At 46.5% G+C, this 25,385-nt stretch carries 13 protein-coding genes; 1 reads left to right on the top strand and 12 read right to left on the bottom strand.

Features of this window, described 5'->3' with window-relative positions; genetic code table 11:
* Positions 1-3: 3 nt before the first annotated feature.
* The 5 genes from U2F10_RS35175 to U2F10_RS35155 all read right to left on the bottom strand — a co-directional run bounded on the left by U2F10_RS35175 (position 4) and on the right by U2F10_RS35155 (position 4,517).
* Positions 4-321: a CU044_2847 family protein gene (locus U2F10_RS35175; RefSeq protein WP_163671144.1), complete on the bottom strand. Its 318-nt coding sequence runs from the start codon at positions 319-321 to the stop codon at positions 4-6.
* Positions 322-457: 136 nt separating this feature from the next.
* Positions 458-1,288, bottom strand: coding sequence for an alpha/beta hydrolase (locus tag U2F10_RS35170; RefSeq protein WP_499874789.1), 831 nt, complete (start codon positions 1,286-1,288; stop codon positions 458-460).
* Between the two features lie 119 nt (positions 1,289-1,407).
* On the bottom strand, positions 1,408-2,211 hold the full coding sequence (locus U2F10_RS35165; protein ID WP_499874788.1) for a dienelactone hydrolase family protein: 804 nt from the start codon (positions 2,209-2,211) through the stop codon (positions 1,408-1,410).
* Positions 2,212-2,663: 452 nt separating this feature from the next.
* Positions 2,664-2,936: a hypothetical protein gene (locus U2F10_RS35160; protein ID WP_163671147.1), complete on the bottom strand. Its 273-nt coding sequence runs from the start codon at positions 2,934-2,936 to the stop codon at positions 2,664-2,666.
* 459 nt (positions 2,937-3,395) lie between these two features.
* Positions 3,396-4,517 (bottom strand): hypothetical protein, encoded by a 1,122-nt coding sequence (locus tag U2F10_RS35155; RefSeq protein ID WP_163671880.1) that lies wholly within the window; start codon positions 4,515-4,517, stop codon positions 3,396-3,398.
* Positions 4,518-5,408: 891 nt separating this feature from the next.
* On the opposite strand from U2F10_RS35155, the gene U2F10_RS35150 reads away from it, so the two are divergent.
* Positions 5,409-7,211 carry a hypothetical protein gene (locus tag U2F10_RS35150; RefSeq protein ID WP_499874787.1) on the top strand — a complete coding sequence of 601 codons (1,803 nt, stop codon included), beginning with the start codon at positions 5,409-5,411 and terminating at the stop codon, positions 7,209-7,211.
* Positions 7,212-7,346: 135 nt separating this feature from the next.
* On the opposite strand, the gene U2F10_RS35145 is transcribed toward U2F10_RS35150, so the two are convergent.
* From U2F10_RS35145 to U2F10_RS35115, 7 genes are all read right to left on the bottom strand, one after another.
* Positions 7,347-8,144 carry an HAD-IIA family hydrolase gene (locus U2F10_RS35145; RefSeq protein WP_163665674.1) on the bottom strand — a complete coding sequence of 266 codons (798 nt, stop codon included), beginning with the start codon at positions 8,142-8,144 and terminating at the stop codon, positions 7,347-7,349.
* Between the two features lie 790 nt (positions 8,145-8,934).
* Positions 8,935-9,192 carry a hypothetical protein gene (locus U2F10_RS35140; protein WP_250565003.1) on the bottom strand — a complete coding sequence of 86 codons (258 nt, stop codon included), beginning with the start codon at positions 9,190-9,192 and terminating at the stop codon, positions 8,935-8,937.
* 165 nt (positions 9,193-9,357) lie between these two features.
* Positions 9,358-11,124 (bottom strand): MFS transporter, encoded by a 1,767-nt coding sequence (locus tag U2F10_RS35135; protein ID WP_499874786.1) that lies wholly within the window; start codon positions 11,122-11,124, stop codon positions 9,358-9,360.
* 4 nt (positions 11,125-11,128) lie between these two features.
* On the bottom strand, positions 11,129-12,874 hold the full coding sequence (locus U2F10_RS35130) for an MFS transporter (protein WP_499874785.1): 1,746 nt from the start codon (positions 12,872-12,874) through the stop codon (positions 11,129-11,131).
* A gap of 15 nt (positions 12,875-12,889) precedes the next feature.
* On the bottom strand, positions 12,890-13,528 hold the full coding sequence (locus U2F10_RS35125; protein WP_163665669.1) for a class I SAM-dependent methyltransferase: 639 nt from the start codon (positions 13,526-13,528) through the stop codon (positions 12,890-12,892).
* Between the two features lie 3 nt (positions 13,529-13,531).
* The gene (locus tag U2F10_RS35120; RefSeq protein WP_250565001.1) at positions 13,532-14,659 is read right to left on the bottom strand and encodes a TauD/TfdA family dioxygenase; all 1,128 of its coding nucleotides are present in this window, start codon (positions 14,657-14,659) and stop codon (positions 13,532-13,534) included.
* A gap of 111 nt (positions 14,660-14,770) precedes the next feature.
* The gene (locus U2F10_RS35115) at positions 14,771-25,369 is read right to left on the bottom strand and encodes an amino acid adenylation domain-containing protein (RefSeq protein ID WP_499874784.1); all 10,599 of its coding nucleotides are present in this window, start codon (positions 25,367-25,369) and stop codon (positions 14,771-14,773) included.
* Between the last annotated feature and the right edge of the window lie 16 nt (positions 25,370-25,385).

Raw genomic sequence — 25,385 nt, 5'->3', positions numbered from 1 at the left:
AAGTCAATTATTTGTCCACTTTAAGGTGATTTCGTAATTTACTTCTCCGCCAGCCATAGCAATAATGGCTCCTGCTTCGGCTGTAAGCTTTACCCCGAATTTAACCTCGACTTCATTCGCTGGTTGCTTAAGTTCTTGTAGTTTCGAGAGAATCACAGTGGCCATAGGACGAACATTTTCCAAAGCCTGTTCAAAAGTCTGTTTAGCATCTTCCATCATCTCAGATGGCCTAAGTCCAACACGTCCATCCTCTATTGGCTCATCTACTTCTGCAATAATTTCTTGATTGTCTGCAAGAGTAAATTTAATTAGCTTCTTCATATCCTCGATAACCTTTTGCCTAATCGTTAAATTCTCTTTATGAAAGAAACTTAGTATTTCTCATAATTCTCGGACCTCAGACAGTAAAAACACTAAGTTCTCATTCAAAACATTTACAACTACTAGACAACCATTTCTAATCTCCAAATAGAACAAAATCAACACCTTGCATTAAAATCTCTGTACGCAGCTCACTTGGGCCATATCCTCTTTCAGGATCTGTTTCATGAGTAGGTATAACCTCAAATCGATGAGCGATATTATATTGAGTTAGTTCTTCTACAGACTGTCGCATTGATGGAAGCCGGCTCTTAGGATCTTCTTCGCTCGAAGCTAGAAAGAAGCGAGCATTGTTCTCAGCTAACTGACGCATACCTGAAACACACACTCGGTCTCCACTTCGACTATTAATCACAACAGCTCCCTTAAAGAAATCTGCGTTTCTTAAACTCAAAGACCAGCTAAAATCTCCTCCTAAAGAAGAGCCAGCAAGAGCAATACGAGATTCATCAATTCTGTACTGAGGAACTAAATCTTCGAGTTGTGCCAAAACTAGCTGCTCACACCTTTCAATTGCTGGTCCAAAATTCTCAGGTGGTGTGTAATCATTAGCGCTACCTTGTATATCGAATAGAATAACAACAAAGGGATTTTCAACACGTGTCTCAAATTTTTCAGCGAAAGATCCTCTAAAGTAGCTAGCAGGTGTCCCACCTGTAAAAGGTAATATGATTAGAGCAGGGTAAGTATGATCCTCACTGTAGGATATAGGAAGTTTTACCTCTATATTATTACTTCTTAAAACGCAAGTCGATTCATCTGAAGTAGGTTCAGTAGAAGTAGTAACAGCATCATTAGTCTCTTGTTGAGCATTGGTAGACTTCAGACCTATTATTGCTGATGCCGCCATTATCAAGGGAATAATTAAAACCTTCAAGAAAAAATTCACATCTTTTTTCATAATCATCACGGGAACTCATTAATACAAATAAAAACCTCTAATGCAGGCTACCGAAACTGATAAAAATTTAGTGCATATTTAATGCTCGCCATATTTCACTAAATTTCACTACTCACTACCTTTTACTACATTTCATCAAATAGAATGAAATCAATTGCCTCAGTAAATATTTCTCCTACGGGATACTGATTAAAAATAGTGTAATGATCTGCATTTGGTATTATTTCAAATCGATGTGTAATGTTATATCTAGCTAATTCATCAACAGCAAGACGCATTCTCTGAAGTCTCCAGTCTTCTTCTCCCATAATCATAAAGAAACGGGAATCATTAACAGCTAATTTGGGCATGTTTAAATCATTTCTTATATTGCTCTGACTACCAACAGCAATAACGCCTCGAAAGACACTTGGGTTTCTTAAACTCAATGCCCAACTTAGATCGCCTCCTAAAGAATATCCTCCTATAACAATGCGGGATGAATCTATATTGTATTTAGGAATCAGGAAATCTAAATTGCTACCTACCAATTTCTCATATTGTTCAATAGTCGCAAGCCAAGCTTCACCACTGCTGTAAGCACTCTCGTTACTTTGTATGTCAGGTAAAATAAGTATATATGGATTATCGTTACGTGATTGATACCGCTCAGCGAAAGGCCCTCTAAAATAATCTATAGGCCTACCACCAGTCGAAGGCAACAGAACCAAAGCTGGATAAGTCTCTTTCTCATCATAGGCAGGCGGCAAAATTACAATTGTCCCATTACTCTCTGAGACACGACTTGATTCACTAGATGATGATTTAAAGAGTACGTTGCTAAAATTTTGCACTTTAATCTGAGCACCAGCAGACTCCACCACAATAATTGCCAATATCAAACCTATAAAGCTCGTCTGCTGCAAACACTTAAATAATTTACTGAGCATATGAAAAAACTCCGCAAGTTTAAGCTTTACCGTCCATCTAAAGTAAAATCTACGGAATATAGTACATGATTAGGAATAATCGTCAACTTATATACTACAAATCTTTGAGAGAGTTAGATCCATCTAAAAGTGAATATTGTAGCGAGCAACATTGAAAATTTTGAAAAAGCTTGTATTGAATTTATTCTTTTTTAGGGGAAAACCAAGATACTTAATGAATAACAAATTAGTAACATTCGTTACTGCAAAAATACTATTTACTTACGTCTTTTAGCACATATCTCAGCATACTTCGAAACTCCATTGCACCAACCAGTATTCACCAGAGCCAAATAAGTACTAATCATAAAAACAAAAGTCGTTCAGTCACCAAGGCAACCACTTTCGAGTCTGCTTAGACTATTCTCTCACAACAGCTTCTATCTGATCTCGAGACTCATCACCTATAGTCCCTACCAGCTACTCCACTCATTCACCGACAACGGCTTATTCACTGCTATATAGGCCTCTTGAGAAGTATGAGGTAACATCAATTGCCTCTTGATAAACCTGACCATCCCTACCATTACAGCAAGCAACATCCAAGAGTCTACATAACTCTCATAACCCAACATCGACTGAAACCGGCAAAGAACCTTAACCCGGATATCCTTACTCCCGCGATCGCAAAAAGCAGCACTCCCCTTATCAAAATTCTCAGGCTGCAAGACATCATCATCATCCATCCACGCTCATTATCCATCCACGCATTTAAAGTGTCTGCGTCTGGCTCTGAATTTTACCTCCAGCAGCTTCATAGCATCCAAGGTCTGGCACTACCCCATAGATTAACGCGCCCCTAGTCGCCCGAATCACTAAAATTCACCCCCGTCGCCGTCGCACCCACATAACGCTATGTACGATGCCTGTTCTATAACCGTTCGCTCAACGGTCAAACTAGATATATCATTCATGGTGAAATCCTTACTTTGCAAGGGTTATAGCTTCGTTTGCCTGCCGTTCAATTTAGTTCGACGAGTGTTCGAAGATGAGACCTTTGAACGGTATGGATACCAATTTACCTGCGAGGGTAAGGATGATACCGAATCTATCTGGAGCGTAGAAAAACTTTAGACAGAGGGTCAGAAATCAAAAGAAACGGCTGCTATGACGAAAGAACCCAGTAATTGATAACGTGATCTTCGCTACTTCTTAGAAGAAGCACTAATCTTCTCTGCATTAATTTGAAACTGAATCAACGCATTTTTACGTTTACCAGGAAGTTCTTGAGCCCCCATCAAATACCCCCCACTCCGCAGTTCCTCAACCGTACGCCAAAATAACTGATTATTACGAGACGAATTGCTACCCAACAGATCAAGATTTTTGAACAGATAGCGCTTAGAAATTGTCAAAAACTGACCATCTTCCGGAGAGTCCCACTTTAACCGACTAGCAAGATAGAGCAACAACTTGGTTTTGTAATTATGTTTTGCACTTCCACCCAAACGCTGAGTCATGTCGAGATTATTCGCAAAGAGAACATAGTCTCCTGTACGGGCTGGCCCTTCAAAAAATTCCAAAGACACCGTATAAGCATCCGCTAACTCATAGGTATAGTCTGCAGCCTTATCCAGATCAAAGTCACGCGGCACATTGTCCACTTCAAACTCTTTGATCCTCAGAACATTTTTGATCGTAACCTTAGCACCCAGGCTATCTCCTTTAGGCAGAGACTGAGCAAACACTAACTCCGTACGATGCAATGCCATCAAATCACAGTGGAGCTGGGACCGCAGCTTAGCCGGAAAACCGCCATCCTTAGTACGCTTATAGCCCATAGCTTCTAATAAATCATTAGAGCGAAAGCTGACACCAGGACGATTACCTTCTTGGGCCGCAGCTCTATAAAGATAAAGCACAATTGAAACCTGACGTGGGTTGAGAAATGTTAGCAGTGCAGCAATCAACCGCTGCATTCGTCGGTCTTGGATTTTCTCTAACCCCTTAATTCCTTCCCCGAGATACGCCTCGAGATCTAAACTGTCATATTGCTCCTTAAGCTCTTCCCATTCCTCTCCAGATAGGTCTTCGATAGGAATTCGGCGAGTGACAGCAACTTCACTAGCTTCATCTGGATCTGCATCAACCCGCATCTCCAGGTAATAGTTTTCACCATCTGTTCGTAACGTTGGCAAGTTGACATCTGGATTTCTCAATGAGGCTCCGGCTCGCGGAAGAACCCGTAAGAGCTGCCCATCGACTGGAAACGTCGTATCTTTTGCAGCATCCTTAGTTGTCGACAAGACCGCCACCGTGGGAAACATCAGCCACATGATAAAGGGCTTTTCCCAGTTCTTAAACCCTATAACTTTCGCGTATGTTTTTTGAATAAAACCCTATAACTTTCGCGTATGGATTTGCCTATCCCTTTGCCGTATGTGAGGCACCAGAGCCTATAACTTTCGCGTATGGATTTGCCTATCCCTTTGCCGTATGTGAGGCACCAGAGCCTATAACTTTCGCGTATGGATTTGCCTATCCCTTTGCCGTATGTGAGGCACCAGAGCCTATAACTTTCGCGTATAGATTTGCCTATCCCTTTGCCGTATACCGTTAAGTGCAGTTCAACTGAAACAATTAATTCAAAGTATTTCTCAAATAGGGCCTATAACTTTTGCGTATGGATTTGCCTGTAACTTTACCGTAGGCAATACATTAAAGCCTATAACTTTCGCGTATGGATTTGCCTGTAACTTTACCGTAGGCAATACATTGAAGCCTATAACTTTCGCGTATGGATTTGCCTGTAACTTTACCGTAAATAATGTGCCAGCACTTGTGACTTTCGCGTACCAATTTACCTGTGACTTTCGCGTATCAAAGCCCTATAACTTTGGCGTACTAGGCATTTCCAGCTCTTGAGAACAGCACAGACTAGTGTTAACCTCTCAGGTGCCTGGAAACAGATGAACTACTCAACTGGAAGCAGGTAAATAGCAAAAGCACCCGCCCTTCGCTTTCTTGCCGGTCTGCTAAGAGCTTGGTGCTATCAACAGTCCCCACAAAGTGGGTTTGTTTTGCATGCCTATCGATCCTAGCAACTCTGGTATTGATTTACCAGGGCTGACAATTTGTAGTGGGTTAAATAGGAAAGGAGGTGCACTATCGTAGCCGCCTCTCTAAGTTTTAGCTATGTTCCAGAAAATAATGAGTTTTTGGAGCTCTTTCCCCATCGTCACGATTACATCTACGCGCGGCATCCATTACCAGGTAAACGCCCTCAATGGCAAACGGAAAGTCGGCATCCATTATCAGACCGACTGATTGAACAGGGTACTTATTTATATGGTGTGCGGTTTGGGAAGGAAACCCAGTACGCCATGGTCGATATTGATATTGGCAGCGCATACCATCCCCGGCGAGATCCCATTGCCTTTCAAAAACTGACCGAGGCATTGGAACCCTTAGGTCTTGTGTCAGCCATCACCTGCACCTCATCCGATAGTCAGGGTCTGCACCTATATTTTCCATTTTCAGAATCACTGACAGCTTGGGAAGTGGGCAGTGGCATCACATTGCTTCTGGAAAGTCAGGGCTTTAAGGTCACCCCCGGTCAGCTTGAAGTCTTTCCCAATGCTCGGTTGTACACCATCGAAAGTACTCCGAACTTATTTAACGCCCACCGGCTACCGCTACAGCGTGGGTCGTATTTACTCAATGATGATCTAGACCCGATCTGGACCGACCAAACTACCTTTGTCGATCAATGGAGACAATGCCAGGGACGCAACAACCTGAGCAATGAGACACTACAGCAAATCATTCGACAGAAGAAACGGCGCAGTTATCGTCTGTCGAACAAGGCCGACAAATTCCTAAACGATCTCAATGCTGAAATTGAGCAGGGTTGGACTGACCATGGGCAAACAAATCGATTGCTGGGTCGAATCACCATGCGCACCTATGTGTTTCACCATGTGATATACGGCGGTGAAACGCTACACGGTAACAGTCTAATCAAAGAAGTTCTAACGATAGCTAAAGCTTTGCCTGGCTATGAGCTGTGGTGTCGTCATCAGCATGAAATCGAAGACCGTGTTTCTGAGTGGGTCAGCTGTATCGAGAAAAGTCATTACTTTCACTATGGAGAACAGTTTGGAAAATACAAATCTAAAAAGGAGAAACCAGACTCTGAAAACACTGAACCCAGCTGGAATCAACGGCAGAGCCAAAAGACCAAAGGCAAAATCCAAGCCGCACTAAAAGAACTCTCAGATAAAAATGACCTGCCAGAACAGGCAACTGCCAGGTTTAATGCCCTTAAGAAATTTGGTATTGGCGGAGGTTCTTTATATCGATATAAAGAACTCTGGCATCCACACTGGAAATTACAGGAAAAATGCCCACATACACCGCAACTTAAGAATGAAAATGAATCTGAACAGTTTGACCATGCTAACGCACAAAACTGTCACAGCTCTACAAGCTTATTACAAGGTATAGATGGTAATAGCAGTGAAATCAATGGCTCTAGCGATCTGAAATCTGTTGCATCTCAGCCAGAGGGTGGTAATCCTCATCGAGAGGAGATTCAGCGCATCCGAGAGAGGTTGTCAAAGGCTCAGATCGTTGTCGATTTACAGGCAGCGCAGGAGGTTGTAGAGGCTGAGGAGATACTGGCCCAGGAGTCTAGAGTAGCCCATCTACAGCAGATGGCTTACTGGTTGACGTTGGATGACCCGATTTTGATGGCGGAGGCCCTGGCATGGTTACGGCAACAGCCGCCTGAGCTATGTGCTGAGTTATTAGATACAGAGCTGTCAGAGGCGCAGCAGCGGTTGCTAGAGACGGTTGTGGAGATAGTGGAGCAGTTGCAGCGGCTGGATTGGGGGCCGAGCAGGATAGGGGAGGAGTTACGATCTCAATTTTCAATACCCTCGCTAGCCCATCTCACGGCTGAACAAAGACAACAGTGGTTATCTTATTTGCATGGCTCCGCCGGAGAGGCTCCGCCCTAGCGGAGCCATGCCCTTCGGGCTATACGTACCCTGACACCGGATAAAGGAATGGGCTTATTGCGATCGCGAATTCTAAAAGATGCGGCTAAGGGGCAAGCTTCGTTACAAAAATTGTCTTTCTCTAAGATAACCACCTTAGCTTGGTACAAGCTGTCCTACTCCAGAGACTTGATAGTTGGGTCGGTAAGCAAAACGAGGGAGATCTTCTGGATGCGTGACACCGCTAAACACTAACACCGTTTCAATCTCTGACTCAATACCCGCAATAATATCTGTATCCATACGATCTCCAATGATTACGGTATCCTCCGGACGTGCTCCTAACTTTTTGAGGCCGTTTCGCATCATTAACGGGTTGGGTTTACCTACACAGTAAGCCTTAACTCCCGTTGTCAGTTCAATAGGAGATAGCAAAGCTCCTGTTGCTGGGATGATTCCTTTCTCTGACGGGGCGGTAACATCTGGGTTAGTCCCAATCAACTTCGCTCCCTTCTGTACCAAAAAGCAGGCATGTTCTAGCTTTTCGTAGCTATAGCTGCGAGTATCACCCACTACCACATAATCTGGAGCTGTATCGTTGATGGAAAACCCCGCCTCATATAGGGCGTTGATTAGCCCTGGTTCTCCCACGACAAAAGCGCTGCCACCGGGCTTCTGCTGAGCTATGAAGGCAGCGGTAGCTAGGGCACTAGTGTAGAAGTTGTTGGTTGACACTTCAATACCCAATCGGCTGAGCTTCTCTTTTAACTCACGAGGTGATCGTTCGCTACTATTGGTCAAAAATAAAAAAGCTTTGTCGTTCTGGTGTAGCCAATCGACAAACTCAGATACTCCCGGTAGTAGCCGATTGCCATGGTAAATGACGCCGTCCATATCGCAAATGAAGGCTTTTTTATCCCGAAGAGGTGTGAGATTGAGAGGTTCAGTCGACATGGCTATTGGCATCTAAGTGGAACACTTTGCATTCTAGAGCTCTGCCGAAAAAAAGGCAGTGTCACCTTGAGGTTGATTAGCGTACTTATGGAAAAATCCGTTCACCCATCGCATTCTCTTGGCCCATAATTGGCCAAGAGAATGCGCATTGGATTGGTTTAGGGGCTGCAGTAGTCTTGGATAATTCGGCTAGCAACACTCCACAGACACAGGAGAAGCCTACGGAATTGAAAGGCAGTTAATTTATTGGGTTGACGTTGCGATCTCCACCATCTCTACCACTCCATCAACCCCGGATCAAAATCACTACTATCCACCGCCTCTGCTGGACTACCCACATCGTCCACATCCTACATCCATGCCTCAAACCGGGCCAACTGACTCAGCGCAATATGGTACGGCAATGGCCGAAAATACTTCAGCCTGCCAGTCGCATTCCGCGATTTAGGTAACGGGTCTGCCCCTTGGCTAGCTATTTACGGTCTTGGTCGGCGCATCAGCTCTTAACCTACGATTGAACAGCCCGATTCTACAAGTATAAAATCACTGCTTGCAGTGTCATCAACCACAATATCCTAGAGACCCAACTCACTAACTAGTAACAAAAACTAACAACATTAACGTTTATGTCAGAAAAGAGGCATTGATCCACTCAAGCAATATGCTGAATACATGAGCTGAAAAGTTCGTAATCACAACAAAGGAGGTCAACAATCGATATCTCAACAGAATCGTTTGACGGCTCAATGCCAGCACCCAAACAGGTCACTGATATTTCTTCTTACTTGCACTAGAGAGCATTGTTTTTAGTCAAGATTACTCTTCTAACAACAACTCTTGAGCGTCTTAATCTAATGTAGAAGAGTTCCTCAGGTAGATCGTTCTGGGTGCTGTTGTGCTTTAAAACGTCCCTAGACCAGAAGTATCCTGCCTTCCGCTTTGCCTGATGAATAGCGGCGTCATCGGCGGTGATTCGATAGGTGACTCGGGTGGGTGTCGCCCCTGTTTTTGGGCGCTCTGATTGGTCATAGTAGGGCTGTTCGACCACGTCTAACTGCCTCAATCGGTGATAGGGACAGCGGGTGGCTGCGGCAGATAGCGCTAACGGAACACGGGTAATCCAACGCAGTGCCCCTAAGCCTGATCTTTGAACCTAACCTGCGGAATGTACGTTGCTGCACTAGCTTGCTTATATTTACACAAGCAACATGCTCTAAATGCCTGTCAACCATTTTCGCTGGAGACTTTCTAATGTCTCACCATAGATAAAATGTTTAAAGGTTTTACTCATTTCATCTGGAGAAATATAACCATCTTGATCTAAGTCTAAAGACTCAAAGGTCTTTTCTGCAATACCTTCATCTGTTTTGTATAGGTAATAAAATGCTTTGAGTTCTTCTAGACAAATTTTCCCATCGGCATTAACATCTAGAAATTTGGTAAATGCAGTTGCCAGGTCAAAATCTAAATCCTTAACCATAAACTCAATCCATTCATCTAGACTGACTCTACCATCCCCATTGGTATCCATCAGTTGCTGAACGGTGTTCCCCAGTCCAGTCCAAAAAGACAATGCTGTTTTATATTCTTTTGAGTCATCTTTCCATCTCCAAACCTGAGCTGATGCATTGACCATTTGCTGGAAGTCGTGGGCCTCGATTTCTCCATTTTGATCATAGTCAAGAATATCAAAAAGTTGTTGTAGATTTTGCTGTCGCTGTTGCATACAAGAGACGGAAACCCTGGACTGCATAATTATACGAACACTCAATAGGCTAACCACAATAATAAGAATTGGGCCAACCCAAAAAGGCCATGAGGTTCCCCAGGCGGTGAACATATACCCGGCCAATAGAGGAGATATAATTGTGGCTAATGCAATCGCAGAGTCAGTCAGTCCAAATACTTTACCTTGTTGTCGAGCTGATACAGATTGTGACAGCAGGCTAACCGCAACAACTCGACATAGTGAATAGCCCAGGCAAATCACTGACAGTGACAGGAGAATATTGAGTAAACTTCTGCTAGTGGGCAAAAGCATCATCGCAATACTGTAAGTGAAGAGCCCCCAAATAAAGAGATTCGATTCTCCAAATCGTTTAATCAATGGGTTGATTAAGCCCAATTCAATACAGATGGCTAACCCTCCCCAGTAAACGTAGAGAAAGCTGGTACTTTGAGGGCCCCAATGTAATTCTTGACCTGTCCATAGCCCTAAAACCGATTGCACACTACTACCTGCAAAGGCAATCAGGACTAAGCCCATGATCAAGGTAAGTGTCAACGGATTCTTCAAGATTGTCTGGTAGTCTGTGAAGTTGAAAGCTGATGATTTTAGCTGTGTCTGATCAGGCTCTACATGAATCTTAGGTAAGGATTCTGGTAAGACAAAAAAGGTGAATGTCACCGCAAGGGCAGAAAGACTGGCTGCAACCAGGGCAGGGGTCAAGAAATCAGACGTTGCAGAGTCTGAGCCCACCAGGAACCCGCCTAAGGTTGGACCTAAAATAATGCCGCAACCATAGGCTGCCGATAAAACACCTAAACCTCTGGCTCGCTGGTCACTTGAGGTAACATCGGCAATATAGGCTGTAGCAACAGTGCCACTGCCAGAGGCGGCTCCAATCAATGCATTACAGGCAAACAACGCCCAGAGGGAGTGCAGCAGCCCAAACCACAAGCACGCGATTCCACTCACCACCATACTGGTGAGCAATAAAGGACGCCGACCAAAGCGATCGCTCAGTCCGCCCCATACAGGTGTTACCATGAACCCCGTAATGGCGGATGCACTAAATACCAATGTTGTCATTATGGGTGACGCATTAAAGTTTTGAGCATAAAAGGGAATCAGGGGCACCACAATCGAGGAACTGACAGTATCAATCAGTACGCTGAGAAATAGAGCAATCTGAGCAAGATGACTTTTATCTTGCAACCAGGCCAAGAAACCTGGTCGATTAACGTCTTCTAAGGTCATAGGTTTACAACTGCCTTGGTAAACTTACCCCAAAGATCCAATTGCCAGGTGCTTGTAAATCTTCGTCATATAGAAATTGAGTCACAGCTTTTTCAAATTCCTCCTGGCATAGATGGCCATCCTGATTGAGGTCCAAGATATCAAAGGATTCCTCCAGCTCTGTTGTATTGATGCCAGTGGCTTGATAAAAATCTCTGAGTTCCTTGACCGTTACCTGCCCATCACCATCTGCATCAATCATATTCAGAAACAGGTTTGTGAAATCGTAATCAATTCTATGCTCTAAGCAATGTAACCATTCGGCGCGATCAATTTTCTTATTCCCATCTTGATCGGCTAGCTGTTGCAATAATCGACCAAACCTTGTGAGCGATCCTTGTAAAACTTGATAATCTGATGTTTCAGGATTCCAACCTCTAATGTTCGCTAACTCTTGACCCAATCTCTGGAAATCTTGTAATTCAATCACATCGTTTTGATCCTGATCTAGCAGATCAAATAAGTGCATTGATTTTTGCTGACGACGTCGCTGCATCACTCTTGATAGTCGGGATTGGGTAATCCGCTGCCAGCCAAAGAAGGCACCGATCAATAGCAATATCGCATTAATCCAGTAGGGCCAATTTGTCCCCAAAATCTCAAATAAAAAGCCACCCCAAATAGCCCCTAAACAACTGGCCAGACTTGAAACAGACTCCATGATTCCAAGGGTTTTACCTTGTTGTTTGGCACCCGATAGATGACTTAATAAACTAGTCAGGGTGGGGTTACCTGTAGCATCAGCCACAACGAACAGCAGCATCGCCCCAACCAGTTGAGGGCCTGTGCTTGAAAAAGTAATTAAGACAAGTCCTGCTATCATCAGGACCAAGCTTAAGAGAATCAATTTAACTTCGCCCAACCAACGCACGAGGCGTCCCATTACACCGATTTGGATGACTGCGGTAGCCAGGCAGTAGCCTACGATGAGATAGCCAAATTGCCGAGGTCCCCAACCTAATCGAGCATCACACCAAAGGGCCAAGGTGGTATGTAGCCCCATTCCAACAAAAACCATGGCGAAAACCACCAGGATCAAGCTGCCAATCAAGGAACGCCGCAGTGTATGCCTGATTTCCTTCAGAAATCGTTTGGGTGAGGTAATTTTTTTACTGGCTAGAGCTATCCGTCCCACATGCTTTCGAGGGAGAGCTATAAAAGCCATACAAAATGTTAAGCCAGAGGCAATGGTTGCTGCCAAACCCGGTGTCCGAAAATTAGGCTGGGCTTGGTCACTGCCAATTAGTAGCCCAGCAATCACAGGCCCTAAGATAAAGCCAATGCCTGCGGCAGCATCGAGAAAACTTAGGGTTTGGGTACGCTGTTCAGGAGTGGTTAAATCAGAGATATATGACTGAACAATAACAGTGCTGGCACTGGCTGCACCGCCGATTATTCGTGCCAGGAAAAGTATTGGTAGTGTGTTGGCAATGGTAAGACATAAAAATCCCAGGGTTGTGCCAGCAATATTAAAGAGTATGGTGGGGCGGCGGCCGATCCGATCACTCAAACTGCCCCAAAAAACGGGTGCGAAAATACCCATAAAAGGTAAAACGCTAAATAAAAGTCCAATTTCTAAGGGGGAGGCACCAAAGATTTTTGCGTAGAAGGGTAATAGTGGAATAATAATGCCAGCACCGAGATAATCCAAAAGGGTACTCGTCAGCAAAATTGCTAACACCTTTTTCTCTCGATCTTGCAGGGTTGTCATTTGTTCAAGATTTAATTATTTATTGACTTGATAGACCCAAATTTGATAGTCAAGTTCAGGTGAAAGCTGGGGCAGTGGCTGAATTTTGTTACTTTGTGAAACCAGTTGCCACTTACCCGAGACTTCTAAGTCAAGCATTTTGGTTTTAAAGTCACTACTTTCATAAAATTCAGGTCGTAGGGGGAAAATAATATATCCATCCGGTTTGGTGATTCGGATCAATTCCTCAAATGTTTTACTGGGAGCATGGCCATAGGTAAAGACACCTACACTGATAATTCCATCATATGAATTGTCAAGAAAACCTAGGGGGTCACCCATTACCCGCCGGTACAGCGCTTGGTAGATCCCTTTTTCTGCCGCTTTTTTCAGCATGCCCTCAGATAGATCGATACCTTCAAGATGAGTGAAACCTTGAGCATGCAGTGCCTTACCCACCAATCCGGTGCCAACGCCTGCGTCTAAAATTTTTGCGGTGTAGGGTAAATACTGGGTCAAGACCTCCACCGTCCGTTGGGGACCGACATAGCCTGAGAGATCTTCTAGATCGTGTTCATACTCGGCAGACCAAGCATCGTAGCGCTCGGCTAGATCCTGGTTATTTTTTGATTGATAGACCCATTGCACTTTTTCATGGACATTCATCTCGCTCATTCCTCAATTGATGGGTGATTCAACTTGATAAAAAGGCCGCAAAACTGGAAAATCACGACGGCCTGTGAAATAGGCCCATTCTAGATAAGCGACTTTAAGATGCCTGGGGCCAGAACTTGGATCAAACGCGCTACGTCCATGCAAAATTCTAAAGTTTTGGAGTAAAAGACAGTCACCGGGGTTGAGTCTAAACCAGTATTGATACGCTGGATTTTTCAAATACTGAGAAAACATAATATAGGCTTGATAAAACTGTTCTAGTTTTTCAAATGCTAAATGCAGACCAAAGTTTTTATGACTAAAGTAAAGTTGAGTGATATCTCCAGCTTTATCAAGTTTAATAATTGGGGTTTTATGGGCAGTAAAGTAACCAGCCTGTTCAAAAAATTGTCGAAATTGAACGTCAGATGTGGCTAAGATTTGAAAGAGATCAGGATGATCTGCACAAAAGTCTTGGACGACGCGAAACCCATCCACTAAAACTGTTTCTCCGCCAGTGGCTTGATTTTCGACACAATAAAGTAGTTGAACCACTGGCGGCGCGGGGATATAGGTCAGATCAGTATGGGGCGGTAGCGCATTGCCTTCATAGGATAAATCGTGGTTATTAGCAGCGGCTTGAACAGTAGAATAGCGTCCGAGGTCCAGCAGCTCATAAACCGGACCAATTGACCGCACAAATGGATCTAAGGCTGGCCATGGCACATTGCGTAGGCAGACACATCCTAAAACATCCAATTGCTCAATCAAGGTTGGTAGCGAGCAAGCTTGAAAGTCAAGCTTTTCAAATCCTTGGGCCTTTAGCTGGGCCTGATTCCAGAGAGTTTTTTTACCCTCTAATTGAGAGTTCGGTGTCCTCAAGGTATGAGTATGATTGTCTCCGTCGTAGGTTTGGCTTAACAACCAGGTAAGTGGAAAACTACTACGGTGGGGTGGCTCTTCTTGCCAATCAATCACTAGCTTGTCATCGTCTATCCAAGCGGCATGGGGTCGTGGGGGAACTGGGTGATCGCTAATGTCATAGATTTTTTGGAATGAACTAGCATGATGGCACTCTGGTGATAAACAGTTATCTCTTAGCCAAAGGTAATGAAAGCGTTTGCCCCTGACACGTAAAAAGGTATCGTGCAAAGGGACGGGCTCACTAGTCTGCGGTTGATGTATTTGAGTACTACTTGGCTGCATAAAATTCTAAGCGTCTAAGTTTCTGTTGTCGCTCATAGGGGTGAGATAGGTACCAGATTAAGTGGTTAACCAGGCTGAGAGCTGAGTCGCTAAATACTGAACGTTTGGAACTTTAAGCATGGTGAAATGGTTGCCTGGAACAAGTTTGTAATCAAGTTGCTTGAGATACTGCTGCCAACCCCAGGTGGGATCGAGCTGGGTCTGATGGCGATCGGGTAAAAATTCAGGCATTGGGGAGGCCTCTTTAGCACGAAAGAGAACAGTTGAGATCAAATCGCTATGCTCTGGGATAGATGGATCATAGTGAATGGTGGCCTGGGTATTGGCCTGGTAAACCTGCAGGATTCGAGACAGTTGATCGTAGGTATATAATTGACCGCTATCTTTTAACATTTGCTGCAGATACTCAATCTGTTGTGGTAGTGAGAGAGTTTGTAACTGTTCACTGGAGATATGTAAATTTTGGCCCAAACTGCTGCCCCATTCATAGCCTAAATAGGCAATGTAGTCAGCCTGATTCCAGCTTTTAACGGCTTGAGTTTGGTTAGTTATCCCCGCTGGAATATCGAGCAAGGCCAACTGTGAGACTGACTGACCTTGCTGATGGAGCTGTCGAGCAATTTCAAAAGCGACCTTGCCCCCGAATGAGTGTCCCCCTAATTTATACGGTCCCTGGGGTTGGACTTGTTGAATAGCCTGGAGGTGATGGGCGGCAATGGTTTCAATGGTTGTATAGGGGGTTAGATCTTCATCGAGACCTAAGGAACGTAACCCATAAACAGGTTGATCTGCACCCAAGTAATGGGCCAAACATTCTAAATAAAAGACATTCCCCAGAATGCCAGGGACAAAATATAGTGGGGGTCGAGTTCCGTTGGATTGAATGGGAACAAGGGTGGAATGGAAGGACTTGTCTGTAGCTATTGGCAAAGCTTCCAGGTTAAATTTGGCAGCCAATTCAGCATCCAGATGCTGGACAAGTTTTTCTAGGGTCGGATAATCAAACAACACGGTTGAGCTTAGGGTGCAACCCAGTCTGGCTTGCAGGCGATTATTTAATTCGATTGCCATGAGAGAATCTAAACCCAGGCTGATTAAACGCTGTTCTGGACTAATGTTTTCCGAATCGCGTATTCCTAGAATGTGGGCAACTTGAGAGCGTACATTCTCCATTAAGTGTTGAATACGCGCTGCTGGGGAAAGACTGAGTAACTGCGCCTGCAACTGGTCACTGGAGAGGTGCTGAAGCTGGTTGAGTTGGGTTTTCTCTAAAATATCTTTATCTAAAATATCGTTTAAGAATGGGGAGGTTGATACTGTTTGTTGCTGGAATTTTGGCCAGTCCATGGGCATAATGCCGACCTGGGAGGGCTGCTCCTTTAAAACCTGTTCTAAAATCTGGATGCCCTGGGTTGGTCTGATGCTGCCCATACCCGCCTGGGCCAGTCGCTGCAAGAGCTGCGGTGTGTGTATGGCCAGACCGATTTCTGACCAGGGTCCCCAATTAATACTGGTGGCAGGTAAACCGCAGGAGCGGCGATAGGCTGCCAGACTATCTAAAAAAGCATTGGCAGCACAGTAGTTAGCTTGCCCTGCGGACCCTAACAGAGAGGCTGTGGATGAGAAGAGAACAAAGTAATCGAGGGGCTGGGTTTGAGTAAGCCTATGCAAATGCCAGGCTCCCTGAACTTTAGGCCCTAACACCCGCTCAAACATCTCCCAGGATTGCTGGGTGATGACGCTATCGTCGAGGACGGCAGCTGTATGAAAAATACCGGCCAACGGGGGAGCGTCCTGGTCAATTCTAGTGAGGAGGCTGGCAACCTGTTTGATATTTGTCAGATCGACTTGAGCGACGTCAATGGTGATGCCCTGGGCCTGCCAGGCTTGGATTTTTTGCTGGATGGCGGGGGATGGCTCACTGCGACCCAGGAGAATTAAATACTTTGCTCCTTTCTCAATTAACCAGCCTGCGACCTGTAACCCCAAAGCCCCCAGGCCCCCAGCGATAAGATAGGTGCGATCGCAATCAATACACATCTCTCCAGTTGCCGATTTTACCGGTGCGATCGCAGCACCATTGCCCGATGGTTGCGTCACCACCACCTTACCGATGTGTTTCGCCTGTTGCATATAGCGAAAGGCATCGGTAGCCTGTTGCAACGAAAAGATGGTTTTGGGTAATGGCTGCAGACTACCTGCCGCAAAGTCTGCCATCAGAGTTTGCAACATCGTTTGAATAAGCCCAGGTTGCTGGGCAAAGACCTCGGCTAAATCCACAATTTCATAGTGAATATCGGGTCGGACCTGGGCGACCTGCTCGGCAGTCCAAATATTGCGTTTGGAGAGTTCCAAAAAACAACCGTTGGGGGCAACAATTTCCAGGCTTTTGGCGATAAACCCGTCACCCGTCAGCGTATTGATCACCAGGTCCACGCCCTGACCATCTGTCTTGGCCATCACCTGATCAGCAAACTCCAGGGTGCGGGAGTTCATCATGGGGGTCAATCCCTGGGCCTGCAATACCGACCATTTAGCCGGGCTAGCTGTACCAAACACCTCGGCTCCAGCTTGCTGTGCTAGTTGCAAAATGGCCTGGCCGACGCCCCCTGCGACAGAATGGACGAGAACGCGATCGCCCTGGGCAATATGGGCCTGGTGATGTAAACACCAGTAGGCGGTTAAAAATGCAGCGGGAAGGGTGGCGGCGTCGGCAAAGCTGTGATGGGTGGGTTTTGCGATCGCTAATTCTGCCGGGGTGGTCACGTAACTCGCAAAGCTATTTTGGGCAATCGCCAACACGGGATCACCCACCTTAAATGTGGTGACGCCAGCACCCAAGGCGACAACGTATCCCGCACATTCGGAACCCAGGGGAGGATTGCCTGGGTAAAGTCCCAGGGCATTGAGCACATCTCGAAAGTTGAGACCGGTGGCTTGAACTGCGATCGCAATTTCTCCTGCTTGGGGTTGGGGGACTGCCACCGGAACAAGAGATAGCTGATCGAGATTACCCCGTTCAGAAATGTCTAATTGGCAGGATTCTGTTGGTGGTCGGTCGTTATCTGAAATGTGAGAATTTCCCGGTACATAATGGTTGAGTCGTACCACGTAGCGTTTTGTCTGGCGGAAGGCGATGTGGGGTTCCTGGGGCGAGGTGGCAGCTCTGGGGGCAATCTCAGCCCAAAGCTGCCTGATGTCATGGTCTATGTCAACTGCTGCCGCCTCTAAATCCACCAGGCAACAGTTGAATCCGGGATGTTCCAGGGCAATTGTCTTGGCCATCCCCCACAAAGGGGCTTGAGCTAGGCCAGGGACTGGTTCGTTGGAAATAACCGCTTGGGTACCTCGTGTTACCAACCACAGCTTCGGCAATTCCCGATATGTTTTCACCAAAGCCTGGACCAAATGCAGTGTGGCCTGGCAGCTGGCTTGAGTTGCTTGCTTTAAATAGGTGGCTGAGCTATCTGAATTATCCTGGTGCGGCAACGAGGGCCAATTTAAGCTCCATAACTGAATAACCCCTGTGAGGGGGCGGGTGGTCAGTGGTTGTTCATGGGATTGCGGGTGACCTGTTTCAGATTGAAAGACTAATGTGCAATCATGCCCCTGGTGCTCCAGCAAAACCGCCAATTTTTCCCCAATGCCCTGATTATCGGCATAGATTAACCAGTGTTGAGGGATTGACCTGGCACTATGGGCAGCATTAGCACGCGGTTTGCATTGCCATTCAACCGAATACCACCAGTCTTGCCAGGTTGGAGTGCTCGTTGTCGCCTGGCGTTGAATTTGTCGGTGTTCCACTGGATGGAGCCGCACCCCTTCTAGCCAAGCAATGGGCTGACCGTCGGGGCTATACAATCCAAAATTAGCTCTGATTTCAGCACCTGCACTGTTCCTCTCCAGTGGCTGTAGTTGTGCAAATGCCCAGGTTTCTTGGGTGGCCCGCCCATAGACTTGTAGGCGATCAATCCCCACGGGCACATAGGTTTTGCCGGGTATATGGTCCGTTAGAAGCAGCAGGTCTAAGACTTGCAGACAGGCATCTAAAATAATGGGGTGCAGGTGATAATTGGCCAGATCCCTGGCCTCAAGGTCTCCTAATTCAATCTGCCCCAGGGCCAGGTTATCTGTTAGCCACAGGTGTGTGATTACCTGAAAACTGGGGCCATAGTGCATCTGCTGCTGATCAAACCGGTCGTATAATGTCTCCCGCGCAATAGGCTGGTTACACTGTGCCTTCAGTGTGGCCAGGTCCGGCAGTGTGACTCCGATTTCGTTTTTAGGTCTCGATGGCAAAATCTGACCAGTGGCATGCAATATCCAGGACGATTGATGAAGGCTATAGATTTCAAACCGATAGGTGGATTTCTCTGGGGTTAACACAGTTTGAACCACCTGATGGGCCGTTTCAGGCAGGATTAACGCTTGCTTAAAATTGATATCTTTGAGAAAGAGAGAGTTTGATTCTAGGGCGATTGTTCCGACGGCCAGGGCCATTTCTATGTAGCCGGTTGCAGACAGCAGCGGCGTTTCAAAAATGCGGTGATCTTTTAGCCAGGCGGGTGAATCTGGATGCAGGTCGGCCTGGAATCGTAATTCCTGGCTTCCGGCCAAGGGCACAGGACAGCCTAGCAGTGGGTGGCTCTGTTGGATCTGCTTTGGAAAAAGCGCTGAGTCAGGGTTTGAAACTATGGGCGGTGTTGGTGTTTGGGGTTTCACCTCAATCCAGTAGCGTTCCCGTTGGAAGGGATAGGTGGGCAGGGGCAGGCGACGACGATCATCCCCTCGGTCAACCCCCGACCAGTCCACAGCAAGCCCCTGTTGGTAGAGGGCGGCCAAACTGGTCAGCAGCTGTTGCCAGTCATTTTTTGAGGGATGCAAGCTGGGTAACCATAGGGGTGGACAAGGCGGAGGACTATTGGAGTAACAGAGCCGTGCCATGCCCAGTAGTGTGGGTTTTGGGCCAATTTCAACAAATAGATTGATCCCCTGGCGTCTCAGGTGCTCAATGCCCTTGGCAAATTGAACGGTTTCACGGGCATGACGGCACCAGTAATTCGCTGTTGTTACTTCCTCAGTCACTAACGTGCCAGTCACATTAGAAATCAGTTGGATTTGAGGGAGAGAAAACTGAATCTCCTGGAGTACTTGTTTCAAGTCACCCAGCATCGGCTCGATCAACGCAGAATGAAACGGATGAGAAACAGCTAAAGGCTTGACCTTAATGCCCTGGGCTTCTAATCTTGCCGCTACCGCATGGACCGCATCGTGCTGTCCCGAAAATACGACGCTCTCGGGTCCATTCACGGCGGCAATGGCAACGGTGACGCCTGCTGCTGCAATGTCCTCACGCACCTTGTGCTCAGCAGCGATGGTGGCGACCATGGCCCCATTGGCGGGCAATGCCTGCATCAACCTACCCCGTGCCGCTATCAGCTTGAGTCCGTCTTCAAGACTAAAAACACTGGCAACGCAGGCTGCCACATATTCGCCAACGCTATGGCCCATCACCACCTGGGGCTGAATGCCCCAGGATTGCCAGAGTTTATATAGGGCATATTCCAGGGCGAAAAGAGCAGGTTGGGTATATATGGTTTGGTCGAGGGGGGAAGGAGAGAGAGAGAGAGGGGAAGAGAGGGAATCAGACTGTAGGGGCTGGTCTTGTACCTGCCCTACTTCCGAGATATCTGGGTAGAGAATATCGAGAATATCGAGATCTAGGTAGGCGCGAAGAATGTTGTTACAGTGATCGAGGGTCTCACGGAACAATGGTTGAGTCTCGTATAATTGACGCCCCATACCCACATATTGAGATCCCTGTCCTGTAAAGAGAAAGGCAATATGATTTCCTCGATTTGACTCTTTTACTCCGCTAGAGTTAGAGGATTTAAAAGTTGAGGCAGGTAACGTTGAGGCAGGTAACGTTGAGGCAGGTGCTGCCGTGAAAGCAAGTAATTGTTGCCGGAGTTCTGGGATGGAAGAGGCGACAATGGCAAGTCGATGTGACCAGTGCTGACGACCTATATTGGCTGTGAAACAGATGTTGTCCAAGGTTTCAACTGCATCAGACGCCAGATAATCAATATACTGATCTGCTAAAGTTCTCAGCGCAGTATCGGTTTGAGCAGAGATGGCTAATAGATGCCATGGACGTTGCAAAGGTGGGGTTAGTGAATTCTGTTTTACAGGTTCTGTTACTAGGTTGGGTGCTTCCTCTAAAATAAGATGACAATTGGTACCACCCATGCCAAAGGAACTTACCCCAGCACGGCGGGGAATCCCTTCGGTGATCCAGTCTGTCAGTTGTGTGTTGACATAGAAGGGACTGTTAACAAAATCAATTTCAGGATTGGGGTGTTTGAAATGCAAACTGCCCGGAATTTGTTTATATGTCAGGGACAAGATGGTTTTAATTAATCCGGCAATGCCTGCGGCTTCGGCTAAATGGCCAATATTTGTTTTAACAGACCCTAGCGCGCAATATTGCTGCCGCTGGCTAGTTTGACGAAAGGCTTGGGTTAATGCAGTGACTTCAATGGGATCCCCCAATCTCGTGGCGGTGCCGTGGGCCTCGACATAGGTGATCGTATCCGCATCAACGCCAGCTCTAGCCTGGGCATCAGCAATCACTGCTGCCTGTCCCTCAATACCTGGGGCACTGTAACCAATCCTGAGCGCGCCATCATTGTTCACAGCCGATCCTTTGATCACTGCGTAGATGGTGTCACCATCTACTAGGGCTTGTTGTAATCGTTTTAAGATAACAATACCTGCACCATTACCAAAAACGGTCCCCTCAGCATCAGCATCAAAGGCTCGACAGTGGCCATCTGGGGACGCGATACTACCTGCTTCATAGAGATAGCCCACCTGTTGAGGAGCCGTAATCGCAACGCCACCAGCAATGGCCAGCTCACATTCTCCTGCAAGGAGACTTTGACAGGCCACATGGACGGATACCAGAGAGGTGGAGCAAGCTGTCTGAATATTTAGACTGGGACCTTTGAGGTTTAGTTTGTAGGCAATGCGAGTGGGCAAGCTGAAGTTTGCATTGCCCAACCGGACTTGCAAATCGGTGGCTGATTCTAAAAAGGTTCTGTGGTTGGAAAATCCCCGATTTGGGTGGACGTTATTGAGTAGGTACGTGTTGAGGCCAGACCCTACGTAAGTGCCCACTAAACCAGGATAGGTTTCAGGGGTATACCCGGCATGTTCAAAGGCTTCCCAGGCACATTCCAGCAAGATGCGCTGCTGCGGATCAATCAGTTCGGCTTCACGGGCACTGTACCCAAAGAAAGCGGCATCAAACTGATCGATCTCGGGCAAGACCGCACCGGCTTTCACGTAATTAGGCCGATGAATAAGGTCCGCATCGTTAACATCTAAGTCTTGATCCGCAAAAAATGTAATTGACTCTACGCCATCGCGCAGATTTTGCCAAAACTCTTCCAGATTATTGGCCCCAGGGAAACGGCCTGCCATGCCAATGATGGCGATATCACTAGTCTCACCATGGGCTTGACGAGACTTCAGAGAAGAGCGAGAAGGTTTCCTGGAGGGTGATGGCTGCTGCTGCAATGCCTGCTCTAAATACTCAGCGAGGGCACTGATGGAGGGGTACTGAAATAACGTGACCATTGACAGTATCCCACCATGATGGTCAGCTAACTGGCTATAGATTTGGTTTAAAAGTAAAGAGTTACCACCTAGATCAAAGAAATTGTCATGGATACCAACAACGTCCAGCTGAAGCACAGTTTGCCAGATTTGAGCAATGTCCTGCTCCAGCTTTGACTGGGGGAAGACTAGCTCGGTCTCTAATTCGCGACGCTGGCGATCGGGTGCCGGTAAGGCTCGACGATCAATTTTGCCATTGGGGGTGAGGGGCATTTTGTCCAGCAGCACAAACGCTGACGGCACCATATAGTCTGGTAGCTGCTCTTGTAGATATTGGCGTAATTTGGTTTCTAATTTACCAGTGAGTTGCGATCGCAACGGATTATTACTATAAGTAGCCCAGGGTCGAGAGTCGACATTAGTACCGAGGTAATCTAACAGTGGACCATGAGATTGTCCTTCTTTCTGAAAGACAACGTTGTAACAATCTTGAGCATTACAGCCAGAGGGCATCTGATAAATTGTATAAGCTAACTCCTCCGCTAGCTCCCACCAGGCTTCTGGATTAATTCCTAGCTCTGGCTGGGATTGCAAGCTTTGCCGTAAGTCTTTAACCGTAGATATGCCGGATGGCGTTTCGCCATTTAACCACCGTAACGCCTGAAATGGATGGCTGAGGCGAGGGTTTAGGACATTTCGAATACCCAACAGGTCAGATTGTTGTGTTTGCAGCCACTGTCTGACAGTCGCTACGTCTAGGGGAGGAGATTGTTTATCCGCATGCCAGTCCAGCCATGTTATGGGGAGTCCTGTTTGTTGTTGCTTGCCAATGTGTAGGACAACATCGTAGCGAAAGCGGGTGAGTTCGTTTTGAGCTTGCCCTCGCTTTAATTGAATGTCAACATGGCTGATCTGCGGAATCTGCTGCTGTAATGCGAGGAAAAACTCGGGGGTGATGGTCAAATCCGTGTCAGCATTCAGACTTTTTTTTATCCTTTGGTGCAGTTGCTCACAGGATAGAGAATCTGGTGCTTTAGAAAGTTGAATATCCGTATGAAAAGCTTTTAGCCATTCATAATTGCGTACATCTCCAACAAAAATAACCCCTCCCTCTGTGACCTTCTGAGCAGCCTGTTCCAGGACCGCCACCAGGTAGTCAACGGTGGGAAAAAATTGTAAAACAGAATTCAAAATAACGGTGTCCAGCCCCTCTGTCTCAAGCTGGGTAAGCTGATTGGCCGTTGCCTGGGTAAGGGTGATTTTGTCTTGCCAGCTTGTGCCTTGTACCTGTTGGTCAATAAAGTCTAATGCGGCCTGAGACAGATCAATCCCGTAATAGTGTTCACATCTGGGGGCAATGCGTAGCAGCAGCATCCCGGTGCCACAGCCAATTTCTAGCAATCGTCTGGGCCGATGGGCCGAAATACGGGCTACAGTTTGTTCAACCCAATCTCTCATTTCTGGTGCTGGAATCGGCTGTCCTGTGTAACTATCATTCCAGCCTGCTAAATTGAGTGTGGGGTCAGGTGATTTCTCCAAGGCATGGTAAGTGGCATCAATGACCGTTTGCCATTGCGATAGCTGCTCATTTTGGAGATCTAAGTCGGCCTGGTCATCCTGGTCCTTAGCAACGACATAAGCAACTAAACGCTGATCGCCAGGTGTCTCTTCGCGGGCAGCGACGACTGCTGTTTTAACCGCCGGATATTGGCAGCAAACCGCTTCAATCTCACCCAATTCGATGCGAAACCCCCTGATTTTCACCTGATGGTCTAAGCGACCTACATATTCGATGGCACCATCGGCTCTGTAGCGAGCTAAATCTCCTGTCCGATAAAGTCGAGCCTGAGGATGGGGACTAAATGGATTGGCGATAAACTTTTTAGCGGTTAAGTCTGGTTGGTTGAGATAGCCCCGAGCTAAGCCAACTCCGCCAATGTATAACTCTCCGACTTCTCCAATGGAAACAGGTTGTTGCTGACTATCAAGGATGTAAATTTGTGTATTGGCAATCGGGTAACCAATGGGTAAAATTTTGTCAGACGTGCCCCGTTGACAGCACCAAAATGTGACATCAATCGCTGCCTCCGTGGGACCATAGAGGTTATATAAGTCTGCATCTAGACAACTAAAGAAACGCTCCTGAAGTGCAAAGGGTAACGCTTCACCACTACAAATCACCCGTTTAAGACAGGAACAGATCGTGAGGTCTTTCTCGTCTAGAAAAACCTGCAACATTGAGGGAACAAAATGTAATGTGGTTATCTGTTCTTGAGCAATTGTTTTTACTAGATAACCAGAATCTTGATGCCCACCGGGTCTCGCCACCACCAAACGTGCCCCGGTGATTAAGGGCCAAAATATTTCCCAGATGGAGACATCAAAGCTAAAGGGTGTTTTTTGTAGCACCCGATCATCTGGTTGCAATTGATAGGCATCTTGCATCCAGAGCAACCGGTTGCAAATCCCCTGATGGGTGTTCATGGCCCCTTTGGGTTTACCGGTAGACCCTGACGTGTACAGGGTATAGGCTAAATTCTCAGGATTAACCGCACTGGCAGGGTTGGTTTGGGGTTGCCGGGCAATCATGGCCCAATCCCGATCGAGATAAATCTGGTGGCCTGCAGAGGTGGGCAATGCTGGAGCCGCAACCTCACTCGTCAGCACCACTAAAACTTGAGAGTCGGAGAGTAAATAGGCCAGGCGCTCTCTTGGGTAGCCCGGATCGAACGGGACATAGGCTGCACCGGCTTTGAGAATGCCAAAAATGCCGACAACCATTTCCAGAGATCGCTCAATACAGATGCCAACTAAGGTGTCTGGAGTAATGGTGAGACGTTGTAAATAGTGGGCGAGTTGATTGGCACGTTGGTTTAGGAGGCGATAGGTTAGTTGAGTGCCTTCGAAACTAATTGCGATCGCATCAGGTGTTCGTTCTACCTGTTGTTCAAACAGCTGATGCAGACAGACTTGAGGATAATCAACAGCAGTATTGTTCCAGGTCGCTAATAACTGATGTAATGATTGCGTTGTCAATTGATTTATCCTCCAA

The organism is Leptothoe sp. EHU-05/26/07-4 (genome assembly GCF_043421015.1).
GTDB lineage: Bacteria > Cyanobacteriota > Cyanobacteriia > Phormidesmidales > Phormidesmidaceae > Leptothoe > Leptothoe turfae.
This window is presented reverse-complemented; position numbering and strand designations above follow the sequence as displayed.

Excerpts from the sequence above, each read along its gene's own strand:
- U2F10_RS35170 (WP_499874789.1), bottom strand. The coding sequence starts at position 1,288 with ATGATTATGAAAAAAGATGTGAATTTTTTCTTGAAGGTTTTAATTATT.
- U2F10_RS35155 (WP_163671880.1), bottom strand. The coding sequence starts at position 4,517 with ATGTTTCCCACGGTGGCGGTCTTGTCGACAACTAAGGATGCTGCAAAA.
- U2F10_RS35160 (WP_163671147.1), bottom strand. The coding sequence starts at position 2,936 with ATGGATGATGATGATGTCTTGCAGCCTGAGAATTTTGATAAGGGGAGT.
- U2F10_RS35130 (WP_499874785.1), bottom strand. The coding sequence starts at position 12,874 with ATGACAACCCTGCAAGATCGAGAGAAAAAGGTGTTAGCAATTTTGCTG.
- U2F10_RS35165 (WP_499874788.1), bottom strand. The coding sequence starts at position 2,211 with ATGCTCAGTAAATTATTTAAGTGTTTGCAGCAGACGAGCTTTATAGGT.
- U2F10_RS35145 (WP_163665674.1), bottom strand. The coding sequence starts at position 8,144 with ATGTCGACTGAACCTCTCAATCTCACACCTCTTCGGGATAAAAAAGCC.
- U2F10_RS35125 (WP_163665669.1), bottom strand. The coding sequence starts at position 13,528 with ATGAGCGAGATGAATGTCCATGAAAAAGTGCAATGGGTCTATCAATCA.
- U2F10_RS35135 (WP_499874786.1), bottom strand. The coding sequence starts at position 11,124 with ATGACCTTAGAAGACGTTAATCGACCAGGTTTCTTGGCCTGGTTGCAA.
- U2F10_RS35175 (WP_163671144.1), bottom strand. The coding sequence starts at position 321 with ATGAAGAAGCTAATTAAATTTACTCTTGCAGACAATCAAGAAATTATT.